Here is a 26,565-nt window from a genome sequence, read left to right as displayed (position 1 = left end):
GGCGAGGGCGAGTGGCTTTATTTTACACAGGATTACACTTTGTCCGTGGCAAACAAACAGCAAAAATAAGCGCAGTTGATTATGCTAAAACCATAAAATTATTAGAAGAGTGTTTTTATGGGCAAAACAAATGAGCAGTCGACAACGCAGGATGTGCGCCATGACTATGAGCGTCTCGCACGCCGTGCCAATCTGCGTTATGTGAGTGACGACGAACCAGGTTATGAGCGTAGACGTTGGGGCCGCGGCTTTACCTATCGTGATGCAACGGGCAAGACAGTCAAAGACAAAGCGTTGCGTCAGCGGTTTGATGCATTGGTGATACCGCCCATGTGGTCAGAGGTGTGGATATGCCAAGACGAAAAAGGCCATCTGCAATCGACAGGACGCGACGAAAAATCACGCAAGCAGTACTTGTATCATCCCTCGTGGAATAATATTCGTGACCAAGCCAAGTTTGATGCAATGATAGGCTTTGCAGAGGCGCTGCCCAATTTACGCGCGCAGGTCGAGACAGATTTGGAAGCAGAATCATTGTCACGCACCAATGTACTCGCTGCCGTGGTCAAATTGCTTGAAACCACGTTGATTCGTATCGGTAATAGCCGCTATGCCAAGCAAAATAAAAGCTATGGTCTGAGTACGCTACGTAGTAAGCATGTCAGCGAAACGGATAATGGACTGGCGTTTGATTTTGTCGGAAAAAGCGCCAAAGAACACCACATTGAGCTGCAAGATGAGCGTTTGATTGACATCGTGCAGGCATGTTCTGAGCTGCCGGGCTATCAAATATTTAAATACTTAGATGACAATGGACATAAACAAGTCGTCGACAGTAGCGATATCAACGACTACTTGCGAATGCATACATGCGGTATGGACTGCGAAAGCAAATTATATAGTGCAAAAGATTTTCGAACATGGATGGCAAGTGTACTCGCGGCAAGTTATCTATATGATGAGCTACAAACGACGGCAGGCGCTAACATACTTGCCAGCGCACCAGAAAGTGCTGAGCGTCAGCAGCTGGTCACCGATATGGTAAAAAGCGTGGCGGCAGAGCTGGGCAATACGCCAACCGTATGCCGCGCGTCGTATATTCACCCCATCATTATTGAGCGTTTTTTGGCAGGGGAATTTTATGATGACTACAAACAAGCACGCCGCGGTCGTACGAAAAAATACCAAAGCTGTGAGGAGAAAGCCTTACTAGGTTTTCTCAGTGCTGATCGTTAAATATCGATTCTTGAGAAAGTACTTCAAAAATAATTTAAATATTTGATCCTACAAGTTTTTTAAGTTTACTATTAGCTATTTGATGATAAATAGTTATAGGTCATGCTTATTTATATAAAATAAAAATGATACGTTATGTATTGAAATAAGTATAAAAATACGTTACTAATAGAGCATGTTAAATACAAAGATATTAAACGGTCTATAGGATGTGACCGTTTTACAATATGAATATCATTTTATCTGCTATTGCTAAAGGATTAGCTTATGAATACCGCTTCTCAAACTCCTACCCTCAGTCACACAGATGCTTCAACGACACCAAAAAACTATACCGATTATTATAATAATTTTGACATGGATACATTGCTGTCAGAAATCTTTGGCGAACATGTCGACGATCGCTTAAATGCCTATATGGCGTGCTGTGGTCGTCATGTCCGTGATGGCCGCGCGGATAATGCTGCACTGGTACACGAAGATACGGCAGGCAATGTCACGCGCATGAGCTTTGGTGAGCTTGATAAAGCCAGTGCGCAAGTCGCTAACTTACTACAGTCGTATGGCGTAAAAGCGGGGGACAAAGTAGCGACGATGCTACCGCGTACACCTGAGCTACTGACCGTTGTATTGGCAACATGGCGCATCGGCGCGGTATATCAGCCATTATTCACCGCTTTTGGCTATGACTCAATCAAATATCGCATGGATAAAGCCGATACCAAAGTCGTTTTTACCAATGTAGAGAACCGCAGCAAGTTTGATGATTTGGCTGTGCAAACCAAAATGGTATTGGTCGGCAGTACTGAAGATGCTCAGACGTGGGGTGACGATCACTACCGTCAGTCCATGGAATCACAGGCGCAAACGATAGAACCCGTTATGCTCGATACGGATGCACCATTTTTGCAGATGTTTACCTCAGGGACAGTCGGTAAGTCAAAAGGCGTGAGTGTGCCATTATCAGCCTTACCTGCGTTTTATCTCTATATGCGTTATGCCATTGACCTACGCGCAGACGATCAATATTGGAACATGGCCGATCCTGGCTGGGCGTATGGATTGTATTACGCCATCACAGGGCCACTGCTATTAGGGATCACGACTTATTTTAATGAAGCAGGATTTGACGCGACCAATACGCGCGACTTTATGATGCGTCATCAGATCACCAATTTGGCCTCTTCACCAACGGCATTTCGTATGATGAAATCCAGCGGCGTTTTTGACAACGTTAATGAAGACAATAACGCCAAACTCGCTTTGCGCTGTGCCAACTCGGCAGGGGAAACATTGAACACCGAAGTCGTTAACTGGGTCGAGACCTATCTGGGCTGTCAGGTAAAAGATCATTACGGTCAAACAGAAACGGGCATGACGTGCTGTGCGCATCATGCGCTAAAACACGAATCACCAGTTGGCTCGATGGGAATGGCGCTACCAGGTCACACGCTGGTCGTATTGGATGATAATATGAAGGTACTACCAGATGGTGAGCAAGGACAGTTAGCAGTCGTGGTTAGTCAGTCACCTGCGTTTTATTTCCGTGGTTATAGCTGGAATGAGAAGCAAGCCTTTGTAGATGACTACTATCTGACAGGTGATGTGGTTGAGCGTCATAGTGACGGCAGCTATTGGTTCTCAGGACGTGATGATGACATTATCATTACGGCAGGTTACCGCGTGGGGCCTACTGATGTCGAAAACACCGTCTTAGAGCATGACGCAGTGGCAGAATCTGCGGCTGTGGGCGTGCCAGACGAAGTGCGTGGACATACGATCAAATCTTATGTGGTATTAAAAGAAGGCGTCGAAGGTAGCGAGCAAATCGCCAAAGAAATTCAAGAGCTGGTGCGTAAACGTCTATCCACTCATGCCTATCCACGTGAGGTCGAGTTTGTGACCGAGTTACCAAAAACACCAAGTGGCAAAATTCAACGCTTTTTGCTACGCAGTTTATCTGCCGCGTAACTACCCGATAGAGCGTTTATAGATAATTCATAGAAAACAGCTAATAAAAAATGAAGATTTAAAGGAATAATCATGCAAATTCAAGAAAACAGCTTTTTGGTCACAGGTGGTGCATCAGGTTTGGGTGAGTCAGTGGCTCGGGCAATTGTCTCTCAAGGCGGCAACGTCGTCATCGCTGATCTAAACGAATCAGCAGGGCAAGCACTGGTCGCTGAGCTGGGTGATAGTACGCGCTTTGTGCGCTGTGACATCACTAAAGGCGATGAAGTACAATCAGCGGTTGAAATGGCAGAGTCAGCTTTTGGCGGCTTACAAGGCTCAATCAACTGTGCGGGTATCGTAGTGGTACAAAAGCTACTGGATTGTGATAACAATCCGGCAGACCTTGAGTCATTTAGCCGCGGGGTCAATGTCAATCTGGTCGGTTCATTTAACGTTGCGCGTTTGGTCGCGGCTAGCATTGCCAAACGCATAGCGAATGATAGCAATGCAGGCGAGCATGCAGAAAAAAACCATGTACAAAAGAATGTAGATCAAGGCATTATTATTAATACAGCTTCTATCGCAGCCTTTGATGGTCAAGTGGGTCAAGCCAGCTATTCTTCTTCCAAGGCAGGCGTGGTTGGTCTGACCTTGCCGCTTGCTCGTGAGCTGGCACGTCATGGCATCCGCGTTATGACCATCGCGCCAGGTGTCTTTGCTACCCCGATGATGGAGAGCATTCCTGAAAAAGCTCGCGAGCAGCTAGAAGCAGGCGTGCCTTATCCCAAACGTTTGGGCGCTCCCAATGAGTTTGCCAAGCTGGTCACTCATATCATTGATAATGCCTATCTAAATGGTGAAGTCATCCGCTTAGATGGGGCAATTCGTATGGTGTAACATTTGAGTAATTCATTCGTTTTGCACAAAACTTATCTAAATAGTCTGACATAGTGCTTTGATACATATGATTAATGACAAAAAACTCATCATGAGGATCAAAGCCTATGTCATTTTTTTGCAAAAAAACACACTCATCAGATAAGCTGAGCCCATATAGCTGGCTGATCAGTATTGGCGTTACTGTCGTTATCAGCGCCAGTGTTATTGCACATCGCTCTATCCATATTAGCTATCCAAATGATGAAGACAAGGCACGAGCGAAGTCATTAGAGGTCAATCCGGGCGGCGACATTATGATTCATGGGCAAATGAATGGCTTTGGACATTTGGGCTGGTTGAATCAACGACGCGATTGGACCGATGGTTGTATCGCGGTGACCAATACCGAGATGGATGAGATTATGGTATCGGTGATACTTGGTACGCCTATTGAAATCGTGGAGTAGCATAGTCGGATTATGATTGGGTCTATACTCAATAAGTGCATTGCTTATTACCATATTCAACGGAGATTTCTCTTGAATTTACAACAATAAAATGGCATTTCTTACCTACTAATTTCCTTTATCTGGTATTAATAGCCCATTTAAATATTGTTAATAATAAATATCATTGTCTTAAGTAAGGTTTTATTGATTTGTTGTCTTGAAATAACCGTATGCATACCTTATATAAATGACAGATAACAGTGACGCCAGAGATGAACGCGATTACTGATAATACCAATTATAAAAGGATATAAACATGAGATTTGAGAAGTTTACGCAAAAACTGCAATCGGCGATTCAAGAAGCTCAGAGCCTAGCGTTAGGTCGTGATCATACGGGCATTGATCCTGTGCATTTGCTTGCGGTATTGCTACAAGATGAATCTAATTTATCTATCTGCCAACAAGCAGGCGCTTCTATTCCAGCGCTAAAAAATGGCGTTGCCAAAGCACTCGATAACCAAGCGACCATTTCGGAGCCAACAGGTGACGTCAATCTAAACCCAAACTCAGTCAAAATTCTGAACTTGGCAGATCGTCAGGCGCAAAAAGAAGGCGATGATTTTATTGCGACTGAATGGGTCATGTTGGCACTCGCTGAGCAAGGCGAAACCAAAAAAATATTTGAAAGTGCAGGTGTGACGGCAAGCAAACTAAAAGCGGTCATTGAGCAGCTGCGCGGTGATGATACGGTCAATAACCAAAACGCTGAAGATCAGCGTGATGCACTCAACAAATACACGATTAATCTGACTGAGCAAGCAGAGCTTGGCAAACTAGATCCAGTCATTGGCCGTGACGAAGAAATTCGCCGTACCATTCAGGTACTGTCGCGCCGTACCAAAAACAACCCTGTACTCATCGGTGAGCCGGGCGTTGGTAAAACAGCCATCGTCGAAGGCTTGGCACAAAAAATCATCAATGGCGACGTACCAGAAGGTCTGCGCCGTAAAGAAGTGTTGTCATTAGACTTGGGCGCGCTGATTGCAGGGGCAAAATTCCGCGGTGAGTTCGAAGAGCGTCTAAAAGGCGTACTGAGCGATTTGGCCAAACAAGAAGGCAATGTCATTTTGTTCATCGATGAGCTGCATACGATGGTTGGTGCAGGCAAGTCTGAAGGTGCAATGGATGCGGGTAATATGCTAAAACCTGCACTGGCACGCGGTGAGCTGCACTGCGTTGGTGCGACCACCCTTGATGAGTATCGCCAGTACATCGAAAAAGACGCTGCGCTTGAACGTCGTTTTCAAAAGGTTTTGGTCGATGAGCCAACGGTCGAAGATACTATTGCGATATTACGGGGTTTAAAAGAGCGTTACGAGCTGCACCATGGCGTCGATATTCAAGATAGCGCCATCATTGCTGCTGCGCGCATGAGCCATCGCTATATCACTGACCGTAAGCTACCAGATAAGGCGATTGATTTAATTGACGAAGCGGCCAGCCGCTTGCGCATGGAGATGGACAGTAAGCCTGAATCATTAGGTAAGCTCGATAGTCGCCTCATTCAGCTAAAAATGCAGCGCGAAGTCCTCAAAAACGAAGAAGATGCGGGCGCGCAATCAGAACGTAAAGTGCTCGATGCGCAAATAGCAGAGTTAGAAAAAGAGTACGCTGATCTTAATGAAGTTTGGCAGGCAGAGAAAGCGTTGGTCAAAGGCAGTCAACAGCTAAAAGACGAGCTAGATAAAGCCCGTATCGCTTATGACAAAGCCAGCCGCGAAGGCGACTACGAGACCATGAGTAAGCTGCAATACGAGACCATTCCGCAGTTAGAACGACGTATTCATGAGTCTGACTTGGCTGAGCAAAAAGAGCAGACAGGTGAAGGTAGTGGTGTCAAACTGCTACGTAATAAAGTCACCGACAATGAAATTGCAGAAGTGGTGGCAGCCGCCACTGGTATCCCAGTCAGTAAAATGATGCAAGGCGAGCGTGACAAAATGATCGCAATGGAAGAAAAGCTCCATGAGCGTGTTATCGGTCAAAACGAAGCGGTCGAATCGGTGGCCAATGCGGTACGTCGTAGCCGTGCAGGATTATCTGATCCCAACCGTCCTTCAGGCTCGTTCTTATTCTTAGGACCTACAGGTGTTGGTAAAACTGAGCTGACCAAATCGCTAGCGAACTTCTTGTTTGACTCTGAAGATGCAATCGTACGTATCGACATGAGTGAATATATGGAAAAACACAGTGTCAGTCGTCTTGTAGGGGCACCTCCAGGTTACGTTGGTTACGAAGAAGGCGGTACGTTGACTGAAGCGGTACGCCGTAAGCCATATAGCGTCATATTGTTCGATGAAGTAGAAAAAGCGCATCCAGATGTGTTCAATATCTTGCTACAAGTATTGGACGATGGTCGCTTAACCGATTCGCAAGGTCGGGTGGTAGATTTTAAAAACACCGTCATTATCATGACCAGTAACTTGGGTTCGCACAAGATTCAAGAAATGGTTGGCGAAAGTTACGAGGATATTAAAGCGGAAGTAATGGATTCTGTTGGGCAGCATTTCCGTCCAGAGTTCGTCAACCGTATTGATGAAATCGTAGTATTCCATCCGCTTGGTATGTCGCAGATGGCAGGTATTGCTGATATTCAATTGAATCGTTTGCGTCAGCGCATCCAAGAGCGTGAGATGGATATTGAGCTATCATCAGATGCCATGAATAAATTGGTTGCCGTGGGCTATGATCCTGTTTATGGCGCTCGTCCTTTGAAGCGTGCTATTCAACAGGAGATCGAAAACCCATTGTCATTAAAACTCTTGGCGGGCGACTTTGTCGCGGGTGACATCATTAAAATCGATGTGGGTAGTGATGACCAACTGACTTTTGATAAGCTTAGAATGAGCTAATGTCATTGGCTTTGACGTCTTTATGACCTCACGATACTCCCACAACAAACCCCTTATCTACAATCGTAGGTAAGGGGTTTTTCGTTTATGGTGGTATTTTGCGTTACTGTTTTTTTACCATTTAAATATCTCTTAAATATCAAGACTATGCTATAAATAAATGGATGACCAATAAAATAAATGCCAATTGGATAGAAAGGACAAAACCATGACAACCCCTATTGAACGTGTAAGTCTGCCCTTAACATCGCCGTTACTCATTGCGGCTTTATTGTTTAGTACATCAGCTTGCTCCAATCCTGCAACCGTCAATACCAGCAACAACGTACCAGAACAGAAAGAGAGCCAAACCTCTAAAGCAGATATGCGGACAAGTGATGCTCAAGTTAGCGCAGACAAGCCTGAGTTTACAACCAAAGCGGTCGCCACTTTTGATGAGCCTTGGGCTATGACAGCACTACCCAGTATAGATGGCAAAGCGCCCAAACTACTAGTGACGCAAAAAACAGGAGAGTTATTCATTGTAGACACGGCGACGGGTAGCAAGACACAAGTAGCAGGCATCCCTAAAGTGGCCTATGGTGGTCAAGGTGGTTTGGGAGATATTATATTAGCACCAGATTTTGCGACTTCTAATGCTGTATATATCAGCTACGTAGAAGCAGGAAAGGGGGGTGATAGTAATAAGTTTGGGGCAAAAGTAATCAAAGCGACACTGGCAGGATTAGGCACAAATGCGCCCACACTACAGGTCATCACGCCTATTTGGGAGCAATCTCCAAAAGTCACGGGGCAAGGTCATTATAGCCATCGCTTATTGTTTTCACCTGATGGACAGTATCTATATATCAGCTCAGGAGAACGCCAGAAAAAAGAGCCTGCACAAAATATGAGCATGAATCTAGGTAAGATTATTAGATTGTATGCTGACGGCTCGGTTCCAAAGGACAATCCATTTGTCAATGATAGCAATGACATTGCCTCTCAGTTTTGGACAATGGGCAATCGCAATGTGCTCGGCATAAGATTTGATGAAAGCGGCAGGCTTTGGGCAAACGAGATGGGGCCAAAGGGCGGTGATGAATTTAATCTGATTGAAAAAGGCAAAAACTACGGCTGGCCGATTGTATCAAATGGTCGTAATTATTCAGGTACACCAATCCCAGATCACGACACTCGCCCTGAGTTTGAAATGCCTAAAATCACATGGACACCCGTTATTTCACCGTCATCACTGAGTCTATATACGGCTGGTAGCCACAATGACTTTCCAGCATTACAAGGCGATTTTTTAATCAGTGGTTTATCTTCAAAAGCGCTTATTGTCGTAAGTGTCGATGAAGATGATAGTGCTACTGAACGCTATCGTTATGACATGGGTGAGCGTGTTCGTAGCGTGCTGGCAGTCGATGGACAAGTGTGGGTATTGGAAGATGGTGATGGTGGACGATTACTCAGATTATTGCCTAAATAACATCATGATAAAGCTGCTTTTAAATCTGTATTTATGTAGACATTTTAAAAAAACTATCAATCTTATTAGAATAAGTTAAAGGTTTTATCAAGTTTTATTTTGTAATTGATTGATAGTTAAAGCCTATTTTGTTAAGGTAATATTCCTTAAATTTTGAGACTTGCACATGGAAGAAGTAAAAGTAGGCAGATTAGGACCTTTTCCACGGGTGAGTAAACCTGTGTTTATTACATCGTCACTGTTGATCGTTGGATTTATTATTTTCGGCGCGCTTTTCACTGAAACAGCAGGGGCGGTTTTTAGTTTTTTACAGAATTTTATTACCGATAAGTTCGGTTGGTTATTTATTATCTTAGTGAATACAGCGCTTGGGCTTTGCATTTACTTAGGAATGAGTCGCTATGGTGATATTCGTTTAGGCAGCCAAACGGAGCGACCGCAGTACAATCTGTTTTCTTGGATTGGTATGTTGTTCTCTGCTGGTATTGGTATTGGTCTTGTCTACTGGGGTACAGCGGAGCCGTTGTATCACTTTATGGCACCACCAATGGGCGAGGCCGAAACGGTTGAAGCCGCAAAGCAAGCGATGAATATCTCATTTATGCATTGGGGTCTACACGCTTGGGGCATCTATACGATTGTGGCACTGTCGTTAGCGTATTTTCATTTTCGTCGCGGTTTGCCTTTATCGATTCGCTCAACTTTGTATCCTTTGCTCGGCAAAAGAATCTATGGTCGCTGGGGGCATACGGTCGATATCTTGGCCGTGTTCGGTACGATGTTTGGTGTGGTCACCTCACTCGGGCTTGGAGTGATGCAGATCAATGCGGGACTTGAGAAACTATTTGGCACGCCGAATAGTCTCACTGTACAGTTCGGTTTGATCGCTTTCATCACAGCGCTTGCAGCCGCTTCCGTTATGATGGGTCTGGATAAAGGTATTAAGCGCCTTAGTGATATCAATATCGGTTTTACAATCGTTTTATTGGTATTCATGGTGGCTTTAGGGCCAACGCTCTTTATCTTTGATAGCTTTATCGAAAATATCGGCAACTATCTGACTGTACTCGTGCCTTTGGGTACGTGGGGCGAGTCTTATAGTGGAACAGATTGGCAAAGTGCTTGGACGATATTTTATTGGGCATGGTGGGTGAGCTGGGCACCATTCGTTGGTATCTTTATTGCCCGTATCTCTCGTGGTCGTACCATCCGTGAGTTTACGTTTGGGGTACTGTTAATCCCTATGCTTATCTTGTTCTTTTGGTTCACGACCTTTGGTGGCGTAGCGATTCATATGGAGCTTGCCTCTGCTGTGACAGGTATTAGCCCAGGTTTGGTTGAAGCAGTACAAGCAGATACCGGTAGCGCAATCTTTAAGCTAGTTGAGTACTACCCACTAGCCAAACCGATTACGTTAATGATTGTTGTCATGATTATGCTTTGGTTTGTGACTTCGTCAGATTCGGCCAGTTTTGTTATCGATATGCTGACCGCTGGTGGCGATACCAATCCACCAAAGATTCAGCGTTTGTTTTGGGCAACCACAGAAGGCGTTATCGCTGCCATATTGTTAGCGGCTGGTGGATTGTCTGCTTTGCAGGCAGCTGCCATCGTAGCAGGATTGCCATTTGCTTTAGTGGTTTTTGTCATAATGTATGCGTTGTTACGCGGATTAGGACGTGATCGTCTGATTCTTTACCGTGCGCAGCAAAGCTATATCACAGATGAGTCAGCAGATCATAACTCTGCAGATGAGTTTGTTGATGAGCATTTACTCAAAGGCCCACCTAAGATTGTTAAGGGTGACTAAGCAGTAAAATCGTTATTTTAACCATTGTTCTAATCATTAATAGAAGCCCCAATTTATTTTTAAATTGGGGCTTCTTTGTGGCTACTCAAATATATTTTTTGGAATGAAGTATTCTTATGAATTAACTGCATTCACCTTTGGTATAACTAATGGCCTCAGGTATGTTACAGGCCGAGCAAGCATTACCTGCCGTACGGTAGCTTATCACTGAGCCAACTTTCGTTTTTACACAGACTGGATCATATTGCATGGTACACATGGTCTTCTCAGAGCGAGAGGTTGGACAGTGAGTTAAGGTGTTTTCAAGCATTTGACTGTTATCTGTTGCAGGTTGCGTGGGAGTAACTGCGCCAGGCGTAGCGCTGCAACCCGCCAGTGCTAATACCAAGGAGACGACAGCTAATGATGGTTTGAGGGATTGCGCCAGTGTAGGCAGTGATAATTTAGATAGCGTTTTTTGCATGATGTGATGTCCTTATTTGCAAGCGTTCTATTACCGCTCGTCACGTTATTGATAGATCGATATAGCACTTAAAGTTTTATAATAACTAATGAATGGCTATGGACTGGTAATCCCCCCAATAAATAAGAACACTTACAAATAGAGATTAACTGCTAAAATACACCAGCAGGAGAATCCTATGAAAAAGACACGCTTTAGCGACAACCAAATCGTCAACATCCTAAAACAAGCCGAACAAGGCGTCCCTATTACCGAGCTCTGCCGTGAGCATAACATCAGCCAAAGCACCTTCTACAACTGGCGATCTAAATATGGTGGTATGGACGCCACACTTATCAGCCGTCTTAAAGAGCTTGAAGTTGAAAATGCCCGCTTAAAGAAGATGTACGCTGATGAATGTCTTAAATCCGACATCCTACAGGATGCTATGTCAAAAAAGTGGTAGCGCCCCAAAGGCGCAAAGCGTTGGTTTGTCACTACATTGAAGATCGTAGCATTAGCATACGCCGTGCTTGCCGTATCTTTAACATCAGCGTCACCTGTTATTATCACAAGTCGGTGGTAACAGATGAGAACCAGCAAATAGCGGACTTACTTATCAAACTGACTGATGAGAACAAGAACTGGGGCTTTGGCTTGTGCTTTTTAGCCTTGCGTAATGTGCTAGGACTGCCGTACAACCATAAGCGGGTATATCGCATCTACTGCGAGCTTGAACTCAACCTTAGAATCAAGCCTAAGCGTCGCATTAAACGTGCTAAACCAATACCATTAGCAGTACCTGATAGGATTAACCAAAGCTGGAGCATGGACTTTATGCACGACAGCTTAACTGATGGCCGCGGCTTTAGACTGTTCAATATCATTGATGATTACAACCGTGAGGCACTCACCGTTGAAGTCGACTTCTCGCTACCGGCCGGGAGGGTCATACGCAGTCTTAATCAGCTTATTGAGTACCGAGGCAAACCTGTGCAGATAAGATGCGATAACGGCCCTGAATACATCAGCAATGCGCTCAAAGACTGGGCTGAACAGCAAGGCATCATCTTAAGCTATATTGAACCTGGCAATCCACAGCAAAATGCGTATGTAGAGCGCTTTAACAGAACCATGAGATATGATTGAACCGCCCCGGTATTGTCGGAGACTTAACATTCTGAGAGAATACGACAATGAAAAGACAAACCTACACTCCTGAGATTAAAGAACGCGCCGTCCGTATGCTGATCGAAGCAGCAAACGACTATCCCTCCACATGGGCAGCCATTCAAGCCATTGCCCCTAAGATTGGCTGCACGCCTGAAACCCTGCGCTCATGGCACAAGAAGCATATAGATCAAACTATCCCTGCATCGGTACAAGCTCAAAGCCAAGAGCAACGTATTAAAGATCTTGAACGTGAGAACAAAGAACTCAAACAGGCCAATGAGATCATACGTAAGGCAGCCGCTTTTTTCGCCCAGGCGGAGCTCGACCGTCCACCGAAATAATGGTCACATTTATCGATGATCACAAGCAGAAATACGGGATCGAGCCAATCTGTAGAGTACTACCGATTGCCCCATCAACCTACTACCGTACTAAAGACTTGGAGAGTTACCCTGAAAAGCGCTCGTTGCGTCAGCAGCATGACGATTATTATATCAACGAGATTAAACGCATCTGGCAGGACAGTAAATGCCGTTACGGTGTTCGTAAAGTCTGGCAGCAGATGAAGGCAGATGGTATTCATGTGGCTCGTTGTACGGTAGAGCGTTTAATGAAGCAGTATGGTATGCAAGGCATCTGGCGCGGTAAGGGCAAGATCACCACCAATAGCCGTGATGACCAAAAATGCTCTGATGACCTGATTAATCGTAATTTTAATGCCCATCGTCCTAATCAGCTATGGGTAGCTGACTTCACCTATATAAAAACAACTAGCGGCTGGGTATATACCGCTTTTATTATTGACGTGTTTGCCCGTAGCATTGTCGGTTGGAAAGTATCTAATCGCATGAACACGGATATGGTTATGGCTGCGCTAAATCAGGCGATAGCAGACAGGAACAACCCCAAAGATGTGATTCATCACAGTGATCGCGGGGTTCAGTACTTATCCATTCGTTATACTGATAAGATGAAGGACTCTAGCATCATTGCCTCGGTCGGCACGACTGGTGATTCATACGATAACGCACTGGCTGAAACGGTTAACGGGCTGTATAAATCTGAGGTAATTGACTATTTAAAGGAGAATTGGACTGGCGTTAATGATGTTGAACTGGCAACCCTTGAATGGGTGGACTGGTTTAATAAAACACGTCTGCATAGCACGATTGGTTATGTGTCACCTTTTGAGTTTGAAAAGCGGTATTACGATAATTTAACCCTGTCAGGCATCGCTGCCTGACTCAAGTAAATCACTCTCCGATATAGTCGGGGCGGTTCAGATTGGTTAAATCAGGAGCTGTTTGATAATCTAGAGCAGGTACGCGCACAAGCAGAAAACTGGTTATACCATTATAATCATAAGCGCCCAAACATGGGCAATGGCGGTTTTACACCGATACAGAAACTCAATCAGGCAGCTTAATTCTATTTATTAGGTGTCTTAAGTTTGGGAGGGTTACCGACTCAATAACATAATACAAAAAACCCAAGCTTGAGCGGCTTGGGTTTTTTGTTAAATACAGATGATTGTCACAGCAGAATATCTACCTAGATAAGAATAGCAACTTATTCAGCTGGCTTATCATCTTTGTTTAGCTGCACATATTTATCGAAATTTTGTGCATAATCTGTCAAATTGTCACTTAGCATCTGGCGATATTGTTTGACATAAAACTCGACGATATCGTCTTTTTCTTTGGCAAAATCATCGGCTTTCACGAAGCCAATCGAGGCCACAGAGGCGCTGTAGCGTGCGGCAGCATATAACAAAGAAGCACCTACCTGTCCTGAATGGGCATCAGGGCCTAGCTGACTATTGGCGACACCGATGATAGCATCAGCGCGTTGGTAAAACGCCTGCATTTCAGGGGTGATTTCAATGCTTGCATCCACATTGTTGTCTTGAGTGTTGCTGTCTTGAGACATAAGCTGCTCCTAATAATAAGTGTCGATAATTTTAGTATATAAAGGCGGTTTGTAAATGATTCAACGTAATGACTCTATGACCCTTATAAGCCAGCGTCTGCTTTTAAGATATCTGCTTTGTCTGTTTTTTCCCAAGTAAAGGCAGTTTCTGAGCCTTGACGACCAAAATGTCCAAAGGTAGCCGTCTGCTGATACATTGGCTGTGATAGGTTCAGCATACGAGTGATGCCATAAGGACGCAAATCAAAATGAGTACGAATCAGGCGAATGATTTCATCGTTACTGATTTTGCTCGTGCCAAAAGTGTTGACAGAGATAGACGTTGGCTCAGCAACCCCAATCGCGTAACTGACTTGTACTTCACAGCGATCAGCAAGACCAGCTGCGACGATGTTTTTGGCCACATAACGTACCGCATAAGCAGCACTGCGATCTACTTTTGAGGGATCTTTACCACTAAAAGCACCGCCCCCATGACGTGCCATACCGCCGTAAGTATCGACAATGATTTTGCGGCCTGTTAAGCCTGCATCACCCACAGGACCACCAATGACAAACTTACCCGTTGGATTGATATGGTAGCGTGTACCCGCATGTAACAGATCAGCCGGTAGCACTTGCTTGATGATAGATTCCATCACTGCTTCTTGCAGATCAGACTGCGAGATGCTCGGATCATGCTGAGTTGATAGAACGACCGCATCGATTGCAGCAGGACGGTTGCCATCATACTTCAAGGTAACCTGCGCTTTGGCATCAGGACGGAGCCATGGTAGCTCGCCTGCACGGCGCAGCTCAGATTGACGCTCCATCAAACGATGGGCATATTCAATAGGGGCCGGCATTAATACATCAGTTTCATTACTGGCGTAACCAAACATTAAACCTTGATCGCCTGCACCTTGCTCTTCAGGATCATGACGATCGACACCTTGAGCGATTTCAGGAGACTGCTTACCCAGCATATTGATGACCGCACAAGTCTCGCCATCAAAACCCAAATCTGAGTGGTGATAACCAATGCCGTTGACCGTGTCACGCACCAGCCGCTCTAAATCGATATTGGCAGTTGTGGTGATTTCACCGGCAAGTATCACCGCGCCTGTTTTTACTAAAGTTTCGCAGGCCACACGTGCGTGTAAGTCTTCACGTAAGATAGCATCAAGGATGGCGTCTGATATTTGGTCAGCCATTTTGTCAGGGTGGCCTTCGCTCACAGATTCGGAGGTAAATAAGTTGTATTCACGCATAATGGGATCGCTTAATTGAATCAATAAAGGTAGGAAAAGCAACACTCTGGGTGCTGCTCTAATTAATGTTGACCACGCATTTACGCGGCAGATAATCGGTATTTCTCAATGCTAAAAATCGGTGTTGAACAAAGTTTTTGTCATCAATTTGGCTAAAATCTAGACCTACTATCATTCAATCAATTCATATATGGAGCAATGATAATAAGCTTTTATGGCTATGGCGGTAGAGAGTTAGGTCAATGTTCGCTCTAATAGGCTACTGTCAGTGTGCAGATTGCCTTATCAGAAGCGGGGTAATTGCCAAAATCTCTTAACACAAAATAGGGTTATTCTACCCTGAAACGTTATAAAACTCTAGTGAGCAGCACTTGCTATACTATAAGAAATGCTCAACAAGTGATTCACTGTCGTAAAACGTAGGTACTTGCCAGTTCATGGCTACATAAGTTTGTCTTTGAGACAGGAGTGTCACTACGTTATAGTTCTAAAAAGGTCGCTTTATCTTTAAACATGCACTCTTCATAGACGGGGCAAGCGCCGCATTTGGGTGTACGCGCTTGGCAGGTATAGCGCCCGTGCAAAATAAGATAATGATGCGCATCAACGATAAAGTCATCGGGTATACGCTCGACCAGTTTGTTTTCGACGATGAGCACCGTTTTACCAGTAGCGAGTCCAGTACGATTGCCGACGCGAAAGATATGCGTGTCGACCGCCATGGTTGGCTGACCAAAAGCAGTATTCAAAACTACGTTGGCGGTTTTACGCCCCACACCAGCTAATGATTCTAGATCTTTGCGGTTGTCAGGGACGGTGCTATCAAACTTTTCAATCAAATCGCGGCAAGTCTTGATGACATTTTTGGCTTTTGCGTTATATAAGCCAATATTTTTGATATACGTCTTTAGACCTTCTTCGCCTAGTGCCAGTATAGCTTCAGGTGTGTTCGCCACGGGGTACAACTGCTGAGTGGCAATATTGACGCTCACATCAGTTGCCTGTGCAGATAAGATAACGGCGATGAGCAGCTCGAAATTACTGCCGTAATTTAGCTCGGTGACAGGCTCGTCAATCGTCGCCGCTAGCTTTTCAAAAAATGGACGCACATCGCGATTGGGCATTCTTCTAGAGGGCGGTGTATCGGCTGTTTTATGTTTGACCGTTTTACTCATGGTGTTTTAACTATTATTTTAGTGAGTGGTGTTGCAAAATTATATGCTAGCGATGGCATTTATATGAGTTATTAAAGTATCAATCACGTAATCACAGCACCGCTTGTAATGCGTCGAGCTCTGCTTGCAAGCCTTCAAGCTCCATTTGTTTTTTATCATTGGCGCGCACGCTGAGCTGCTTTTCGAGTTTTTTGATTTTGGTACGTAGTTTAGCCGCTGCAATGGTATTCTTTGCTTGTGCTTCGCTAATATTTAGCGATTGGCTCGTTGCATTGTTGAGCTTGGCCTCTACCATGCTGACCACAGGTTTGCTATTGCTGGTATCAGCCAGTTGTTCTGTCACGCGTTTGAGATGCGTGTGGTAGCGCTGTCTCAAGTCTTCTTGTTCGGCTACTCTCTCAAAGGGAGAAAGCTCACGCTCGACAATGACCAAGTCGATACAATCAACAGGGCAGGGTGCGATACATAGCTCACAGCCTGTGCACAAATCGGTAAAAATCGTATGCATGTGTTTGCCAGTACCGACGATAGCATCCACTGGACAAGCCGGAATACATTTGGTACAGCCGATACAGTCGTCTTCACGAATCACAGCACGAACCTCTGTTGGACGTCCTGATGTCATGTCTATCGGCCATTGTGATGGTGCGGCTGTCAGATGAGTATCTATCCCAATTGTCTGAGCGATAGCGTCCGTTACTGGCTGGCCACCAGGCACACATTTATTGTATGGCTCACCCTTTAATACGATAGCAGTGGCGTAAGGCAAGCAGCCATCTGGATGCTCACAAAGCCCGCATTGCGTTTGCGGCAGACAAGCATCAACGCGTGCAATTTTTGTCTGTACATCATTTGGCAGGGTATCAATGTGCAGCGACTTAAACAAGATCGGTAAATCTGTCAAGCGTGTCTGTTCAGTACTTTGAGGATGGGTGTCGGTTTGGGACATGGTATTACTGGCCTTAGTATCGGTCATCATTAGCGACTGTCACTTATGTCTGTCAGTGGCTAGGTAGATAAGTGACTATTGATTGCATATTTTATAGGCAAATTATGGATCTTTGTACTGACGTTCTATATCAAATAGTCAATCACCCAGCCGTATTGATCGCTGTTGCGCTGCGAAGATTAACACATTTAAAGCCGTAAAACATCAGGGTCGAAAACCTAGTCTTTAACATTAAAAATTAAAGCATAAGATCAATGATATTGTGATGCATTTATTCTCGGTGAGCGTTTGCGGAATGTCTACTTACCAAAACGCTTGAGGATAAAATCAATTAATAGATGCATGCGATGAGGCATGTTATCACGGTCGCGATAGAGCATCTGGCAGCCTCTAGGTTGGTTATTCCAATCAGGCAATACTTGCTGCAAACCGCCTGATGTGATCAAAGGCTGTGCATCATAATCGGGGATGAAACCTAGACCGATACCATCTGCAATAGCCCCCGTTAGTAAACTAATATTATCAACTTTTAGACGGATATTATTTGTTGGCTGATGCGTCTGTACCTCGCCCGTTATACGATGCTGTAGATGCCAAGTAGACATAGGGGTGCACAGTACCGTAGGGTAGCCTGCCAAATCATTGGGCGTTTGGATATCGGATACATCGATATCGCTGGCTGCACAAATGATAAAGCGAATATTGGTCAGCTGCCGCCCAATCCAATGATTGGCACTGTGTTCACCAATACGAAAAGCGACATCAATAGCTTGCGCGTCAATATCAATGGTCTGATTGGACAGACGCAAATCTAAATGGATATCTGGATATTGTTTTAAAAAAGCATTGAAATGCGGCGCTAAAATATCACTACCAAAATTGACAGGGGCGCTGATTCTGATTGTGCCTTTGGCCTCATTTTTATCTTGTAGTAAGCAACACGCGACGTTTTCTAATTCATCAAAGAGATGGGCGCTGCTCTTATAATATTGTTGCCCTGCATGGGTCAACTGTACGCGGTGCGCATCTCGGTTGAGCAACCTAAGTGCCAGATCTGCTTCTAGTTTGGCAACTCGGCGACTCAATGTCGATAGGGGCATGTCAAGCATTATAGAGGCTTGGCGAAAGCTGCCGTAGCGGACAACCGCGCAAAAACTGCGCATGTCATCGAGGGAGTAGTTAAATTTCATATTCAGAATCTATGCTCTCGTTATTGCTTGTTTATACCGTATTTAAAATATATACACTGGTGGTTATCTTTTCGCAAGTTTTTTGGGTGCAGTATGAGCCGTTCAGCGAACACCACCGCCGTCCTATATTTATTACTGTGTACGTTTCTCTGGGGCGCAAGTTTTCCTGTCGGCAAGCATGCCTTGAGTGAAGTAAATGCATTAACCTTAGTCATGTGGCGTTTTAGCATTGCCTCGATGTGTCTGTACCTTTATACAAAATATAAGCACATGCCAATCCCTAATCTCACACCCAAACAATGGGCGTGGGCGATTGGTGTATCCATCATTGGTGTTGGTGGCTTAAACTTGGGGCTGTTTACTGGGCTTGAACAGACCAATGCTAACAATGGTGCGTTGATTATGGCGCTTAGCCCGCTGGTGACTTCTTTGATTGGTTCTATAGCGCAGCGCCAGTTTCCTACCAAAGGCGCGCTGTTTAGTTTGGTGGTTTGTCTCTCTGGCGTACTGCTGGTACTGACCGATGGCGCATTTGCCAAACTGCTAGGGTTTGAATTTAACCATGGCGATCAAATGATTTTTTTAGGTATGCTGTGCTGGAGTCTCTATACTTATCTGACTCAAGGTATCAGCCGCTGGATGCCGATGATTCCTTATACCTTGGTCGGTATGCTGTCAGGTCTTGGGGTGATATCGCTCATGGTGTTATTTAGTGCAGAGGTACATCCATTGCAAGAAAGCTTAGCCATCAGTCGCAGTGTCTTTGGCGACTTGATATTTATTGGCGTCTTCGGCACGGTTGGCGGTTATCTATTGTGGATCTCTGGCGTCAAGCAGTTGGGCGCTGCTAATGCGTCATTATTCTTTAATTTTGTGCCAGTGTTTGCTGCGCTCACGGCCTTTGCTTACGGTCAGCAAGTGACCGCTTTGCAATTATTAGGTATGGCGATTGTGATTGCAGGGCTATTGATACCCAGACTTGTCAAATGGCAACATCAGCGTCTGACCGCCCATAATGTCTAAGTGAGACGCAGTAGGCACTGACATTAGCCGCTAAAATGAGCTGCCAGTGACAGTGTCATTTAATTTCATAATAAAATGCCTTGTTCTTTGGCAATCTGATCGATCAATTCTCGAGCGATACTGCCCTTTGGTGGAATCTTTGGCAGGTTAGAGAGATCAAAAAAATCAGCATGCGCCAGTTCGTCTTCTTGAATAATAATATCGCCACTGGCATAAGAGGCACGGAACCCAAGCATCAAATTGGAGGGAAATGGCCAAGGCTGGCTACTCACATAACGAATATCTGATATGCTGATATTGACCTCTTCTGCCACCTCACGTACCACCGCATGCTCAAGGTTCTCACCCACCTCAACAAACCCAGCGATCAAACCATACATGGGCGGCAGTTTTTGCTGTCCATGTCGATGGTGGTGCGCGAGTAAGATTTGCATTTCATCTGTTACTGGGTTTGGGCGGGTAATCGCCGTAATCACACATGGCTGGACGCGAGGATACTGGCGCAGCTGGCATACTGGACAAACCATAGCGCGCTCGTCTTGGTCAGCATGTACGGTAGGACTGGCACAGCGACTACAGAACTGCGTATCTGCTTGCCACCTTAATAACTGTATCGCTTGACTGATCTGGTCAGATAGGGCAACAGGTATGTTATTTATCAGCTGTCGATAAGGGACAAAGGTATCAGTACTGCTTTCGGCGATGATAGGCAGCGTCACGTTATGAGCGACTGCGTAATCATAAGTCATGGCAGTGGTGGACGGCGCAGTGAAGGTTTGGGCAGTGTTTTCATTGATCAAATCAGATGAAAGGCTATCCATATTATTATTATCATCAGATTGCCAGTGATTTGGCGATAGACTCTCATGTAGCGTCACGTGACCGAGCCGATAAGCTTGCTCGTCTGAACCAGTACGACTCTGTGGTAGTTGGATTTGTAATGGCCACCAACCATCTGGCATTTGACGGCATAAAACAGTGTCATCACTCAATATAAAAGCATGGGCCATAAAAGATTCCAAACAGTTTGAAGCAAATCCGTATCGATTTAGATACAGACTTATTTAACGTGAAGTATTCTGATTAAGTTTTATCGCCGCAAAATGACAAAATGGCGACGATAAAACCTGTGCAAGCAGTACTAAGCAGCAAGTAGATGACTTAAGCTTTGCTGGCCAACGTCAAGCGCTTGTTTACTGACAGGACGATTGTTCTCAAAACCATCCAGATGATGATCGACCGCCATAATCACATCAGCGATGCAGGCGAGTGTAGGGTCTTCGATACGTTGTCCACTCTCTATACGTTTTTCGATATAAATGGCTAATTGACCAAGCATGCTGGCGGGTGTTGGCAAATGTAAAAAGCGCAATGCACCTGCCACTTGGCGCATCATTCCCGGTATATTCTGAATATTAAGCATGTCGCGTTCAGGCTCTGCCAAATAGTCGTTAATTGCTTGCTCGGCACTTGCAATGGCGGTACGGCTTTCTTGTATGAGGGTATCGTATGATGTATTGAGCTGATGCAATGAGATATGCTGATTATTCAGTGGTAAGTAGATCGCCCCTGGGGTATGCATCTCTGCCATTGCAATTGTAGCATTCTCTGCATGCATCAATGCCAGTAATAAGTGATCAAAGTCATCCGGCGAAGGCGCCTGCCAATGGCTGACCGCACCCGCCGCTGTGATAAGACTATCAGCTGCATTGGACAATCCTAGCAGGCGCAGTGCTGAGCTCAATTCAGTCAAATCTTCAATGATCTGGGCAGTTTGCATATCAACAGGATTGATGGAGTCGCCACGTGCATAGCTGTCGACATTTTCTTTAATATTATTGATTTGAGACTGAATAATGTCATTTAGTGTATCGGTGAGTGCGCGATTGGGACCAAACAAGAAACGCTTCATCTCATCAAGCTGATCGCCTTCTAGATAGTTACTTGCGTACTGCTCACGTAATTGCTGCGCCTCAACAGTATCACGCTGACAGGCAAAATTAACTAAGTCTGCAAAACGTGTATCCATCACAGGTAAGTAGCTTTGGAACTGCTGCTCCACATAAATCAGCGTATGCTTTTGGCTCACGTTCAACGGTAAGACCGCGGCAATATCTGTCACAGCAGTCGCTGCTGCTTGCCAAAATAGGCTGTTACTATTTGATGCGATCAAAGCGCAGGCAGCACTCATGGCATCGAGTTTTTGCTGATCGTTTGAGTCAATATTGCCATCTTGGTTGAGTAGGGCAACGCCAAGACCGCTACGATAGGCATAGGTCAGGAGTTTTGTATCCAAATTGAGCGCGCTTAGTGGTTCAAAGTTTTGCTCTGGGTTAGCAATGATGACGCTACTGCTCCCAAAAGTAGAAAAGTCCTCGACCGTCATTGGTGGTTTTTGTCCATGCGCATTGAGATTGTTAACCACTGGCAATAACAAAGTAGGCTCTACCGACTCAGTCAATAATACAAACTCGACATAGCGTTCTAAAGTCATAATGGCTTCTGATAAATCCATGATGAGAGCCATGTCATTGTTGTCGCCGTTGTCATAAAGGCGCTGTAGACCGTCAACGATCGCATTGTTTAACACTTCTGCACCAACAAGAGAAATCAGTTTAAAAATACAAGACAGCTGCTTTAGAACATCAATAGAATCTGACAATAAAGGTGCTTGGCTACTATCGTCATTGAATTCGCTCAGATGAATCTCAGTATCTTTGAGCGTTGCGATAATCTCATCATGCAATAAGTGGAGTGACGGTAGGTTGAAATCAGTAACACTAAGCGTGGGGGCGGTTAACTTCATTTGCGCAGACTGGTCCATAAGTATTTTTCCATAATGTACTGATGAGAATGACGATGGTATCAATGGGGTAGTAAAAATATTGGTTAATGATGTTTTAACGTTTTATATGATAATAATCAAGGCTATATTGTACAAATGTTGGTGTAATTCAGGCTTGATGTAGCGGCTACATATTGGCTTTTAGCTCAGGGTAGTCCTCTGCAAGAGAAGCGTACCAGCTTTGATTGGTAGTCTCATCTGACGTCGATGCTAGCAATAAATTGGCCAAATTGGCAAAACTGGTATGGGCAGTTTGCCCGCCCTCTGTGGGTGCGTCTTCTTCAATGGCAAGCGTCACTTGACCGCCAGTCATCGCCAAGTAAACTTCGGCTAAAATCTCTGAATCCAGTAAGGCGCCGTGAAAGGTACGGTCTTGCTTACCAACGTCCAGACGACGTACGAGGGCATCCAATGTGTTCTTTTGTCCAGGATATTGCTGCTTTGCCATGACCAGTGAATCGGTCACTTGTACGCGCTCAGCAAAGTCATTGAGACCGACTTTCGCAAACTCCATGTTTAAGAAGTTCATATCAAAGGTGGCGTTGTGAGCGATAATCTCAGCACCATCCATAAAGTCGTATAATGACTGGGCAACTTGATCAAAGGTGGGCTTGTCCGCCAAAAATGCCTCAGAGATCCCATGAATACGAATAACTTCATCATCCATGCCACGCTGCGGATTGATATAGACGTGTAGTTTTTCACCAGTAAATTTACGCCCAACCATCTCAACAATACCGACCTCAATGATACGGTCGCCTTTTAATGCGTCCAGTCCTGTGGTCTCTGTATCCATGATGAGCTGACGATTTGCTTCATGACGATGTATCGGCTTTGGTAGTAGCGGCCTAAAATGAGGATTGGCACGACTCGTATCCCCATCAAACTTGGGTGTATCAGTATCTATAGTTGGGATATCACTAGTCATGTCGGTATCATTCATGGGTACTTGGGCTTCTGGCATGGCTTTATTACTCATCATTTTGGGTGCGTTGTCTGGATGGTGAGGAGTCTCTACCATGACATCATTATGCATCATACGTGCTTCATGGCTATGTTGACTGTCATTGATTCGTAACTCATCTTCTGACACATCGTCAAACTCGTCATCTACCATATCTAGACCCAATGGGTCGAACTTTAGCCAATCATCATTGGCGACAGGTTTTTTATCAGTCGCTATGCGGTCTTTTTTTTTAGGGGCGTCTGATTCGTTTATCACAGGTTTTTGTGCCACAGATGCTTTTATCATAGAGGAGTGACCACTGTTTGACGTAACCCCTAAGTTTGCCAGTTCGTCTGCTTTTTCATTACCGGCATGTCCAGCGTGACCCTTAACCCAGTGCCAATCAACATCACGCTGTTGACATAGCTTATCCAATTGTTGCCAAAGATCTTGATTGGCGACGGGCTTTTTGCTCGCTGTTTTCCAGCCTTTTTTCTTCCAGCCTTCAATCCATTCGGTGATGCCTTTTTGGACGTAGCTGGAATCTGTCCAAATCTCAAGTTTTTGCTCATGTGAGCTATGTGTTAGGGCCTGTATCGCACCCATGAGCTCCATGCGATTATTGGTGGTTTCCGTATCACCGCCATATAAATCCTGCGTGCTACCATCGCTAAATATAAGGTGCGCGCCCCAACCGCCAGCGCCGGGATTGCCTTTGCAGGCACCGTCAGTATACGCTACCGTTATGTTTTTCTTGGCGGCTAACGGATCAGTTGCGTTGCTTGTATTAGAGTGTGGCATGGCGTTACGGTTGTCTGACATAGAGATGTATAAACCTGATAAATAGTAAGCATAAAAGTAGTATTAGAGCATCGCGCTCATACTAATTGAACGATGCTAGTGCCGCTGTGAGTATAACAAATCTATCGTAAATATGGGTGGTCGTGACAAACAAAATCACAAAACTAGCGATGGCAACGCATAACACAATAGTAACCTGATTGTTTTCTGTTAAAATAGCTTGGCTCGCTAAAAAACGTCTACTTTTTAGCGAAAATGCTTTTAAAGAAGCCAATACCAGCGCGCTGTCTTTGTCACATTTGTCACAATAGTATCCACAGAAAATATTTGTAGATAGCTATTTGATAGTTTTCTTATGACAACGCGCTCAGTGCAAGTCTCCCATACATGACCGCAGGATAGCTTTATTATGTCTTTATGCTCAAGTATTTTTTATAAGCGACTGACGTATCTGATGCTCAGTGCTACGGCCAGCACAGTGCTCCTTTTGAGTGGCTGTAGTGATAGCAGTGATGCTCAGGCAGATACTGAGGTCGCGGCAACCGATTTATCTGTGTTTGCAGGCTGTTATACAGTGAGTCAAGACGAGCCTGCGCAAATAAAGGTTAGCCAACAAGAAGGCGCTTGGGTGATGCAGATGAAAGAGCCTGCAAGTGCTAGGCGTGTGTGGGATGAGCCTGAAGCGTTAGAAGTGATTAAAAATAGTGATATACCGCAGTTTTTTTCTATTGATCCAGATAATGTCGATGCGGTGATCGGGCGTCCTGATCGAGTGCTAGTATTGGCGCATGTCAAGCCTGCCTATGCCAATATCGACCCACTCTTAGACAGTGAGTATCTGTCTTATATTTACCGAGGTGCTAACACCATCTATCGAGTAGCGTGTGATGACGTCAATACCGATATATTGGCCAATCCACACGCCAACATCATTATCGATAATGTGAATGAGAGTAGTTAGATAAGTATTGCTCATAGGTAGCATAAATATCGTTGATGATCAATTGTATTTGTCCAAAACGATCTTGCTACAAGCCTTTAAATCAGTAGAGTCAAGCTATATGAATTTTTTTAGTTATGTTGTGTTAGGTGGGTTTTCTTATGCCGCGGGTTGGGCGATAAGAACGTATGTATTAGAAAAGCAGCCGAAGACTGACCAACCTTATAATCTCAAGCATCCTGCTATTTTGGCGTACTTGGCTGGGTTTTTTATCGTTATGCTGATTGTCTCTTGGTTGATTGGTCGCTATATTTTAGGTCATGTGGTGATTGACTTACCGTTTATCATCGTCAATAGTCTGGTTGCAACTTTCGTGTACTCGTTTGGCCTTAATCCAGAAAAAGCAAGCTACGATGTGCCTAATTAAAATCTGACGTTTGGAGGTTTAACCGTTCAGCGTCAGATTGATTAAAGCAACAAAAAAGCCACAACCAAGTGAGTGGCTGTGGCTTTTTTTAAACTGCTAATTATCGGTTAAGAAATAACTAGTTACGAAGCCTTTTTGAGATCAGTACTGGTTTCATTATCATCTTCTTCATCAGTGCTGCTTTTATCATGACTGATCTTGTCTGTGTACTTGTCATTTTCCGATGTGCTTTTGGTGTCTGATTGTTCTTGTTTCCATACTTTATATTTTTGCAAATCTTTTCTGGCCTGTTTTAGGCAGAACTTGAGCACAAGCGCATCATCGATATAACCGATAAACGGAATAGAGTCTGGGATAAGGTCAATAGGATTTAGTGTGTATATTGCCCCAACCACACCAGCTGAAATGGTTCTAAAAGGAATCTTGCGATAATCCCCTTTGTAATAGTCTTTGATTAGACTCATAAATAGCATCAAATCATAGCTAAAAGGTTCAAGATAACTATTGTCTTCTAGCTTTTCTTTAAGTTTGTCTTCTTTTCCAATCAAGTATTTCAAATTAGAAACGAGTGTTTTTTCTTTATCATTTTTCTTGGTAAACATAATTGTTGCCTTTATTTTTGTGCGATGAATTTGTATCTACAGTAACAAACATACTCGCCCCATGTTGTATGTCTCGGTAGCGAAAAAGTAAATATAGGTAAAGGCTTGGGTAACTTGACTGCTGGCAAGATGCGTTACAATGTTTGAGTATGACGGCT

Annotated in this window: 21 protein-coding genes, 2 pseudogenes and 1 other annotated feature; of the genes and pseudogenes, 13 read left to right on the top strand and 10 right to left on the bottom strand. The window is 44.5% G+C overall.

Annotation, left to right across the window (positions count from 1 at the left end):
• The first annotated feature begins 117 nt into the window (after positions 1 to 117).
• The 7 genes from AOT82_RS03565 to AOT82_RS03535 all read left to right on the top strand — a co-directional run bounded on the left by AOT82_RS03565 (position 118) and on the right by AOT82_RS03535 (position 10,715).
• Positions 118 to 1,236 (top strand): DNA topoisomerase IB, encoded by a 1,119-nt coding sequence (locus AOT82_RS03565; protein WP_071001841.1) that lies wholly within the window; start codon positions 118 to 120, stop codon positions 1,234 to 1,236.
• Between the two features lie 267 nt (positions 1,237 to 1,503).
• Positions 1,504 to 3,207 carry an AMP-binding protein gene (locus AOT82_RS03560; RefSeq protein WP_071001840.1) on the top strand — a complete coding sequence of 568 codons (1,704 nt, stop codon included), beginning with the start codon at positions 1,504 to 1,506 and terminating at the stop codon, positions 3,205 to 3,207.
• A gap of 72 nt (positions 3,208 to 3,279) precedes the next feature.
• Positions 3,280 to 4,086 carry an SDR family NAD(P)-dependent oxidoreductase gene (locus AOT82_RS03555; protein ID WP_071001839.1) on the top strand — a complete coding sequence of 269 codons (807 nt, stop codon included), beginning with the start codon at positions 3,280 to 3,282 and terminating at the stop codon, positions 4,084 to 4,086.
• Positions 4,087 to 4,193: 107 nt separating this feature from the next.
• On the top strand, positions 4,194 to 4,535 hold the full coding sequence (locus tag AOT82_RS03550; protein WP_228724567.1) for a L,D-transpeptidase family protein: 342 nt from the start codon (positions 4,194 to 4,196) through the stop codon (positions 4,533 to 4,535).
• Between the two features lie 298 nt (positions 4,536 to 4,833).
• On the top strand, positions 4,834 to 7,431 hold the full coding sequence (clpB, locus tag AOT82_RS03545; RefSeq protein ID WP_071001838.1) for an ATP-dependent chaperone ClpB: 2,598 nt from the start codon (positions 4,834 to 4,836) through the stop codon (positions 7,429 to 7,431).
• A 208-nt stretch (positions 7,432 to 7,639) separates the two neighbouring features.
• Entirely contained in the window at positions 7,640 to 8,905 is a 1,266-nt protein-coding gene (locus tag AOT82_RS03540; RefSeq protein WP_071001837.1) for a PQQ-dependent sugar dehydrogenase, read from the top strand.
• A gap of 166 nt (positions 8,906 to 9,071) precedes the next feature.
• A complete protein-coding gene (locus AOT82_RS03535; RefSeq protein WP_071001836.1) occupies positions 9,072 to 10,715 on the top strand; it encodes a BCCT family transporter in 1,644 nt (547 codons plus the stop codon).
• Between the two features lie 121 nt (positions 10,716 to 10,836).
• On the opposite strand, the gene AOT82_RS03530 is transcribed toward AOT82_RS03535, so the two are convergent.
• Positions 10,837 to 11,178, bottom strand: a complete 342-nt coding sequence (locus AOT82_RS03530) for a hypothetical protein (protein WP_071001835.1) — start codon at positions 11,176 to 11,178, stop codon at positions 10,837 to 10,839.
• Positions 11,179 to 11,356: 178 nt separating this feature from the next.
• Between AOT82_RS03530 and AOT82_RS13620 the strand changes: the two are divergent.
• The 3 genes and pseudogenes from AOT82_RS13620 to AOT82_RS13615 all read left to right on the top strand — a co-directional run.
• A pseudogene (locus AOT82_RS13620) lies at positions 11,357 to 12,303 on the top strand (IS3 family transposase); the annotation flags it as partial.
• 50 nt (positions 12,304 to 12,353) lie between these two features.
• A protein-coding gene (locus AOT82_RS03510; protein WP_379542907.1) for an IS3 family transposase occupies positions 12,354 to 13,573 on the top strand; the annotation gives its coding sequence in 2 pieces (ribosomal slippage) (positions 12,354 to 12,630 and positions 12,630 to 13,573; 1,221 coding nt in all).
• Positions 12,629 to 12,745: a sequence feature (AL1L pseudoknot), on the top strand. (Overlaps the previous gene by 117 nt.)
• A gap of 39 nt (positions 13,574 to 13,612) precedes the next feature.
• A pseudogene (locus AOT82_RS13615) lies at positions 13,613 to 13,756 on the top strand (integrase core domain-containing protein); the annotation flags it as partial.
• Between the two features lie 143 nt (positions 13,757 to 13,899).
• Here AOT82_RS13615 and AOT82_RS03505 read toward each other — a convergent pair.
• The 5 genes from AOT82_RS03505 to AOT82_RS03485 all read right to left on the bottom strand — a co-directional run bounded on the left by AOT82_RS03505 (position 13,900) and on the right by AOT82_RS03485 (position 18,823).
• Positions 13,900 to 14,259: a DUF3144 domain-containing protein gene (locus AOT82_RS03505; RefSeq protein ID WP_071001833.1), complete on the bottom strand. Its 360-nt coding sequence runs from the start codon at positions 14,257 to 14,259 to the stop codon at positions 13,900 to 13,902.
• A gap of 83 nt (positions 14,260 to 14,342) precedes the next feature.
• Positions 14,343 to 15,509: a methionine adenosyltransferase gene (gene metK, locus AOT82_RS03500; protein WP_071001832.1), complete on the bottom strand. Its 1,167-nt coding sequence runs from the start codon at positions 15,507 to 15,509 to the stop codon at positions 14,343 to 14,345.
• A 479-nt stretch (positions 15,510 to 15,988) separates the two neighbouring features.
• A complete protein-coding gene (gene nth, locus AOT82_RS03495; RefSeq protein ID WP_058025991.1) occupies positions 15,989 to 16,684 on the bottom strand; it encodes an endonuclease III in 696 nt (231 codons plus the stop codon).
• Positions 16,685 to 16,775: 91 nt separating this feature from the next.
• A complete protein-coding gene (locus AOT82_RS03490) occupies positions 16,776 to 17,633 on the bottom strand; it encodes an RnfABCDGE type electron transport complex subunit B (protein ID WP_071003639.1) in 858 nt (285 codons plus the stop codon).
• Positions 17,634 to 17,932: 299 nt separating this feature from the next.
• Positions 17,933 to 18,823 carry a LysR family transcriptional regulator gene (locus AOT82_RS03485; RefSeq protein WP_071001831.1) on the bottom strand — a complete coding sequence of 297 codons (891 nt, stop codon included), beginning with the start codon at positions 18,821 to 18,823 and terminating at the stop codon, positions 17,933 to 17,935.
• Positions 18,824 to 18,916: 93 nt separating this feature from the next.
• Between AOT82_RS03485 and AOT82_RS03480 the strand changes: the two genes are divergently transcribed.
• A complete protein-coding gene (locus tag AOT82_RS03480; protein WP_071001830.1) occupies positions 18,917 to 19,846 on the top strand; it encodes a DMT family transporter in 930 nt (309 codons plus the stop codon).
• A gap of 65 nt (positions 19,847 to 19,911) precedes the next feature.
• Here AOT82_RS03480 and nudC read toward each other — a convergent pair whose 3' ends face one another.
• The 3 genes from nudC to dnaQ form a co-directional block, all read right to left on the bottom strand.
• Entirely contained in the window at positions 19,912 to 20,856 is a 945-nt protein-coding gene (gene nudC / locus AOT82_RS03475) for an NAD(+) diphosphatase (RefSeq protein WP_071001829.1), read from the bottom strand.
• Positions 20,857 to 20,987: 131 nt separating this feature from the next.
• Positions 20,988 to 22,670 carry a hypothetical protein gene (locus tag AOT82_RS03470; protein WP_071001828.1) on the bottom strand — a complete coding sequence of 561 codons (1,683 nt, stop codon included), beginning with the start codon at positions 22,668 to 22,670 and terminating at the stop codon, positions 20,988 to 20,990.
• A 148-nt stretch (positions 22,671 to 22,818) separates the two neighbouring features.
• Positions 22,819 to 24,459, bottom strand: coding sequence for a DNA polymerase III subunit epsilon (dnaQ, locus tag AOT82_RS03465; RefSeq protein WP_071001827.1), 1,641 nt, complete (start codon positions 24,457 to 24,459; stop codon positions 22,819 to 22,821).
• 388 nt (positions 24,460 to 24,847) lie between these two features.
• Between dnaQ and AOT82_RS03460 the strand changes: the two genes are divergently transcribed.
• Complete coding sequence (locus AOT82_RS03460; RefSeq protein WP_392397117.1) at positions 24,848 to 25,399, top strand: hypothetical protein; 552 nt, start codon at positions 24,848 to 24,850, stop codon at positions 25,397 to 25,399.
• A gap of 100 nt (positions 25,400 to 25,499) precedes the next feature.
• Positions 25,500 to 25,805: a hypothetical protein gene (locus tag AOT82_RS03455; protein WP_071003638.1), complete on the top strand. Its 306-nt coding sequence runs from the start codon at positions 25,500 to 25,502 to the stop codon at positions 25,803 to 25,805.
• 122 nt (positions 25,806 to 25,927) lie between these two features.
• Here the strand turns inward: AOT82_RS03455 and AOT82_RS03450 are convergent, their stop codons facing one another.
• Complete coding sequence (locus tag AOT82_RS03450) at positions 25,928 to 26,407, bottom strand: YkvA family protein (RefSeq protein WP_071001825.1); 480 nt, start codon at positions 26,405 to 26,407, stop codon at positions 25,928 to 25,930.
• Positions 26,408 to 26,565: the final 158 nt, after the last annotated feature.

It is taken from the genome of Psychrobacter sp. AntiMn-1, assembly GCF_001854065.1.
Taxonomy (GTDB): Bacteria; Pseudomonadota; Gammaproteobacteria; order Pseudomonadales; family Moraxellaceae; genus Psychrobacter; species Psychrobacter pacificensis.
This window is presented reverse-complemented; position numbering and strand designations above follow the sequence as displayed.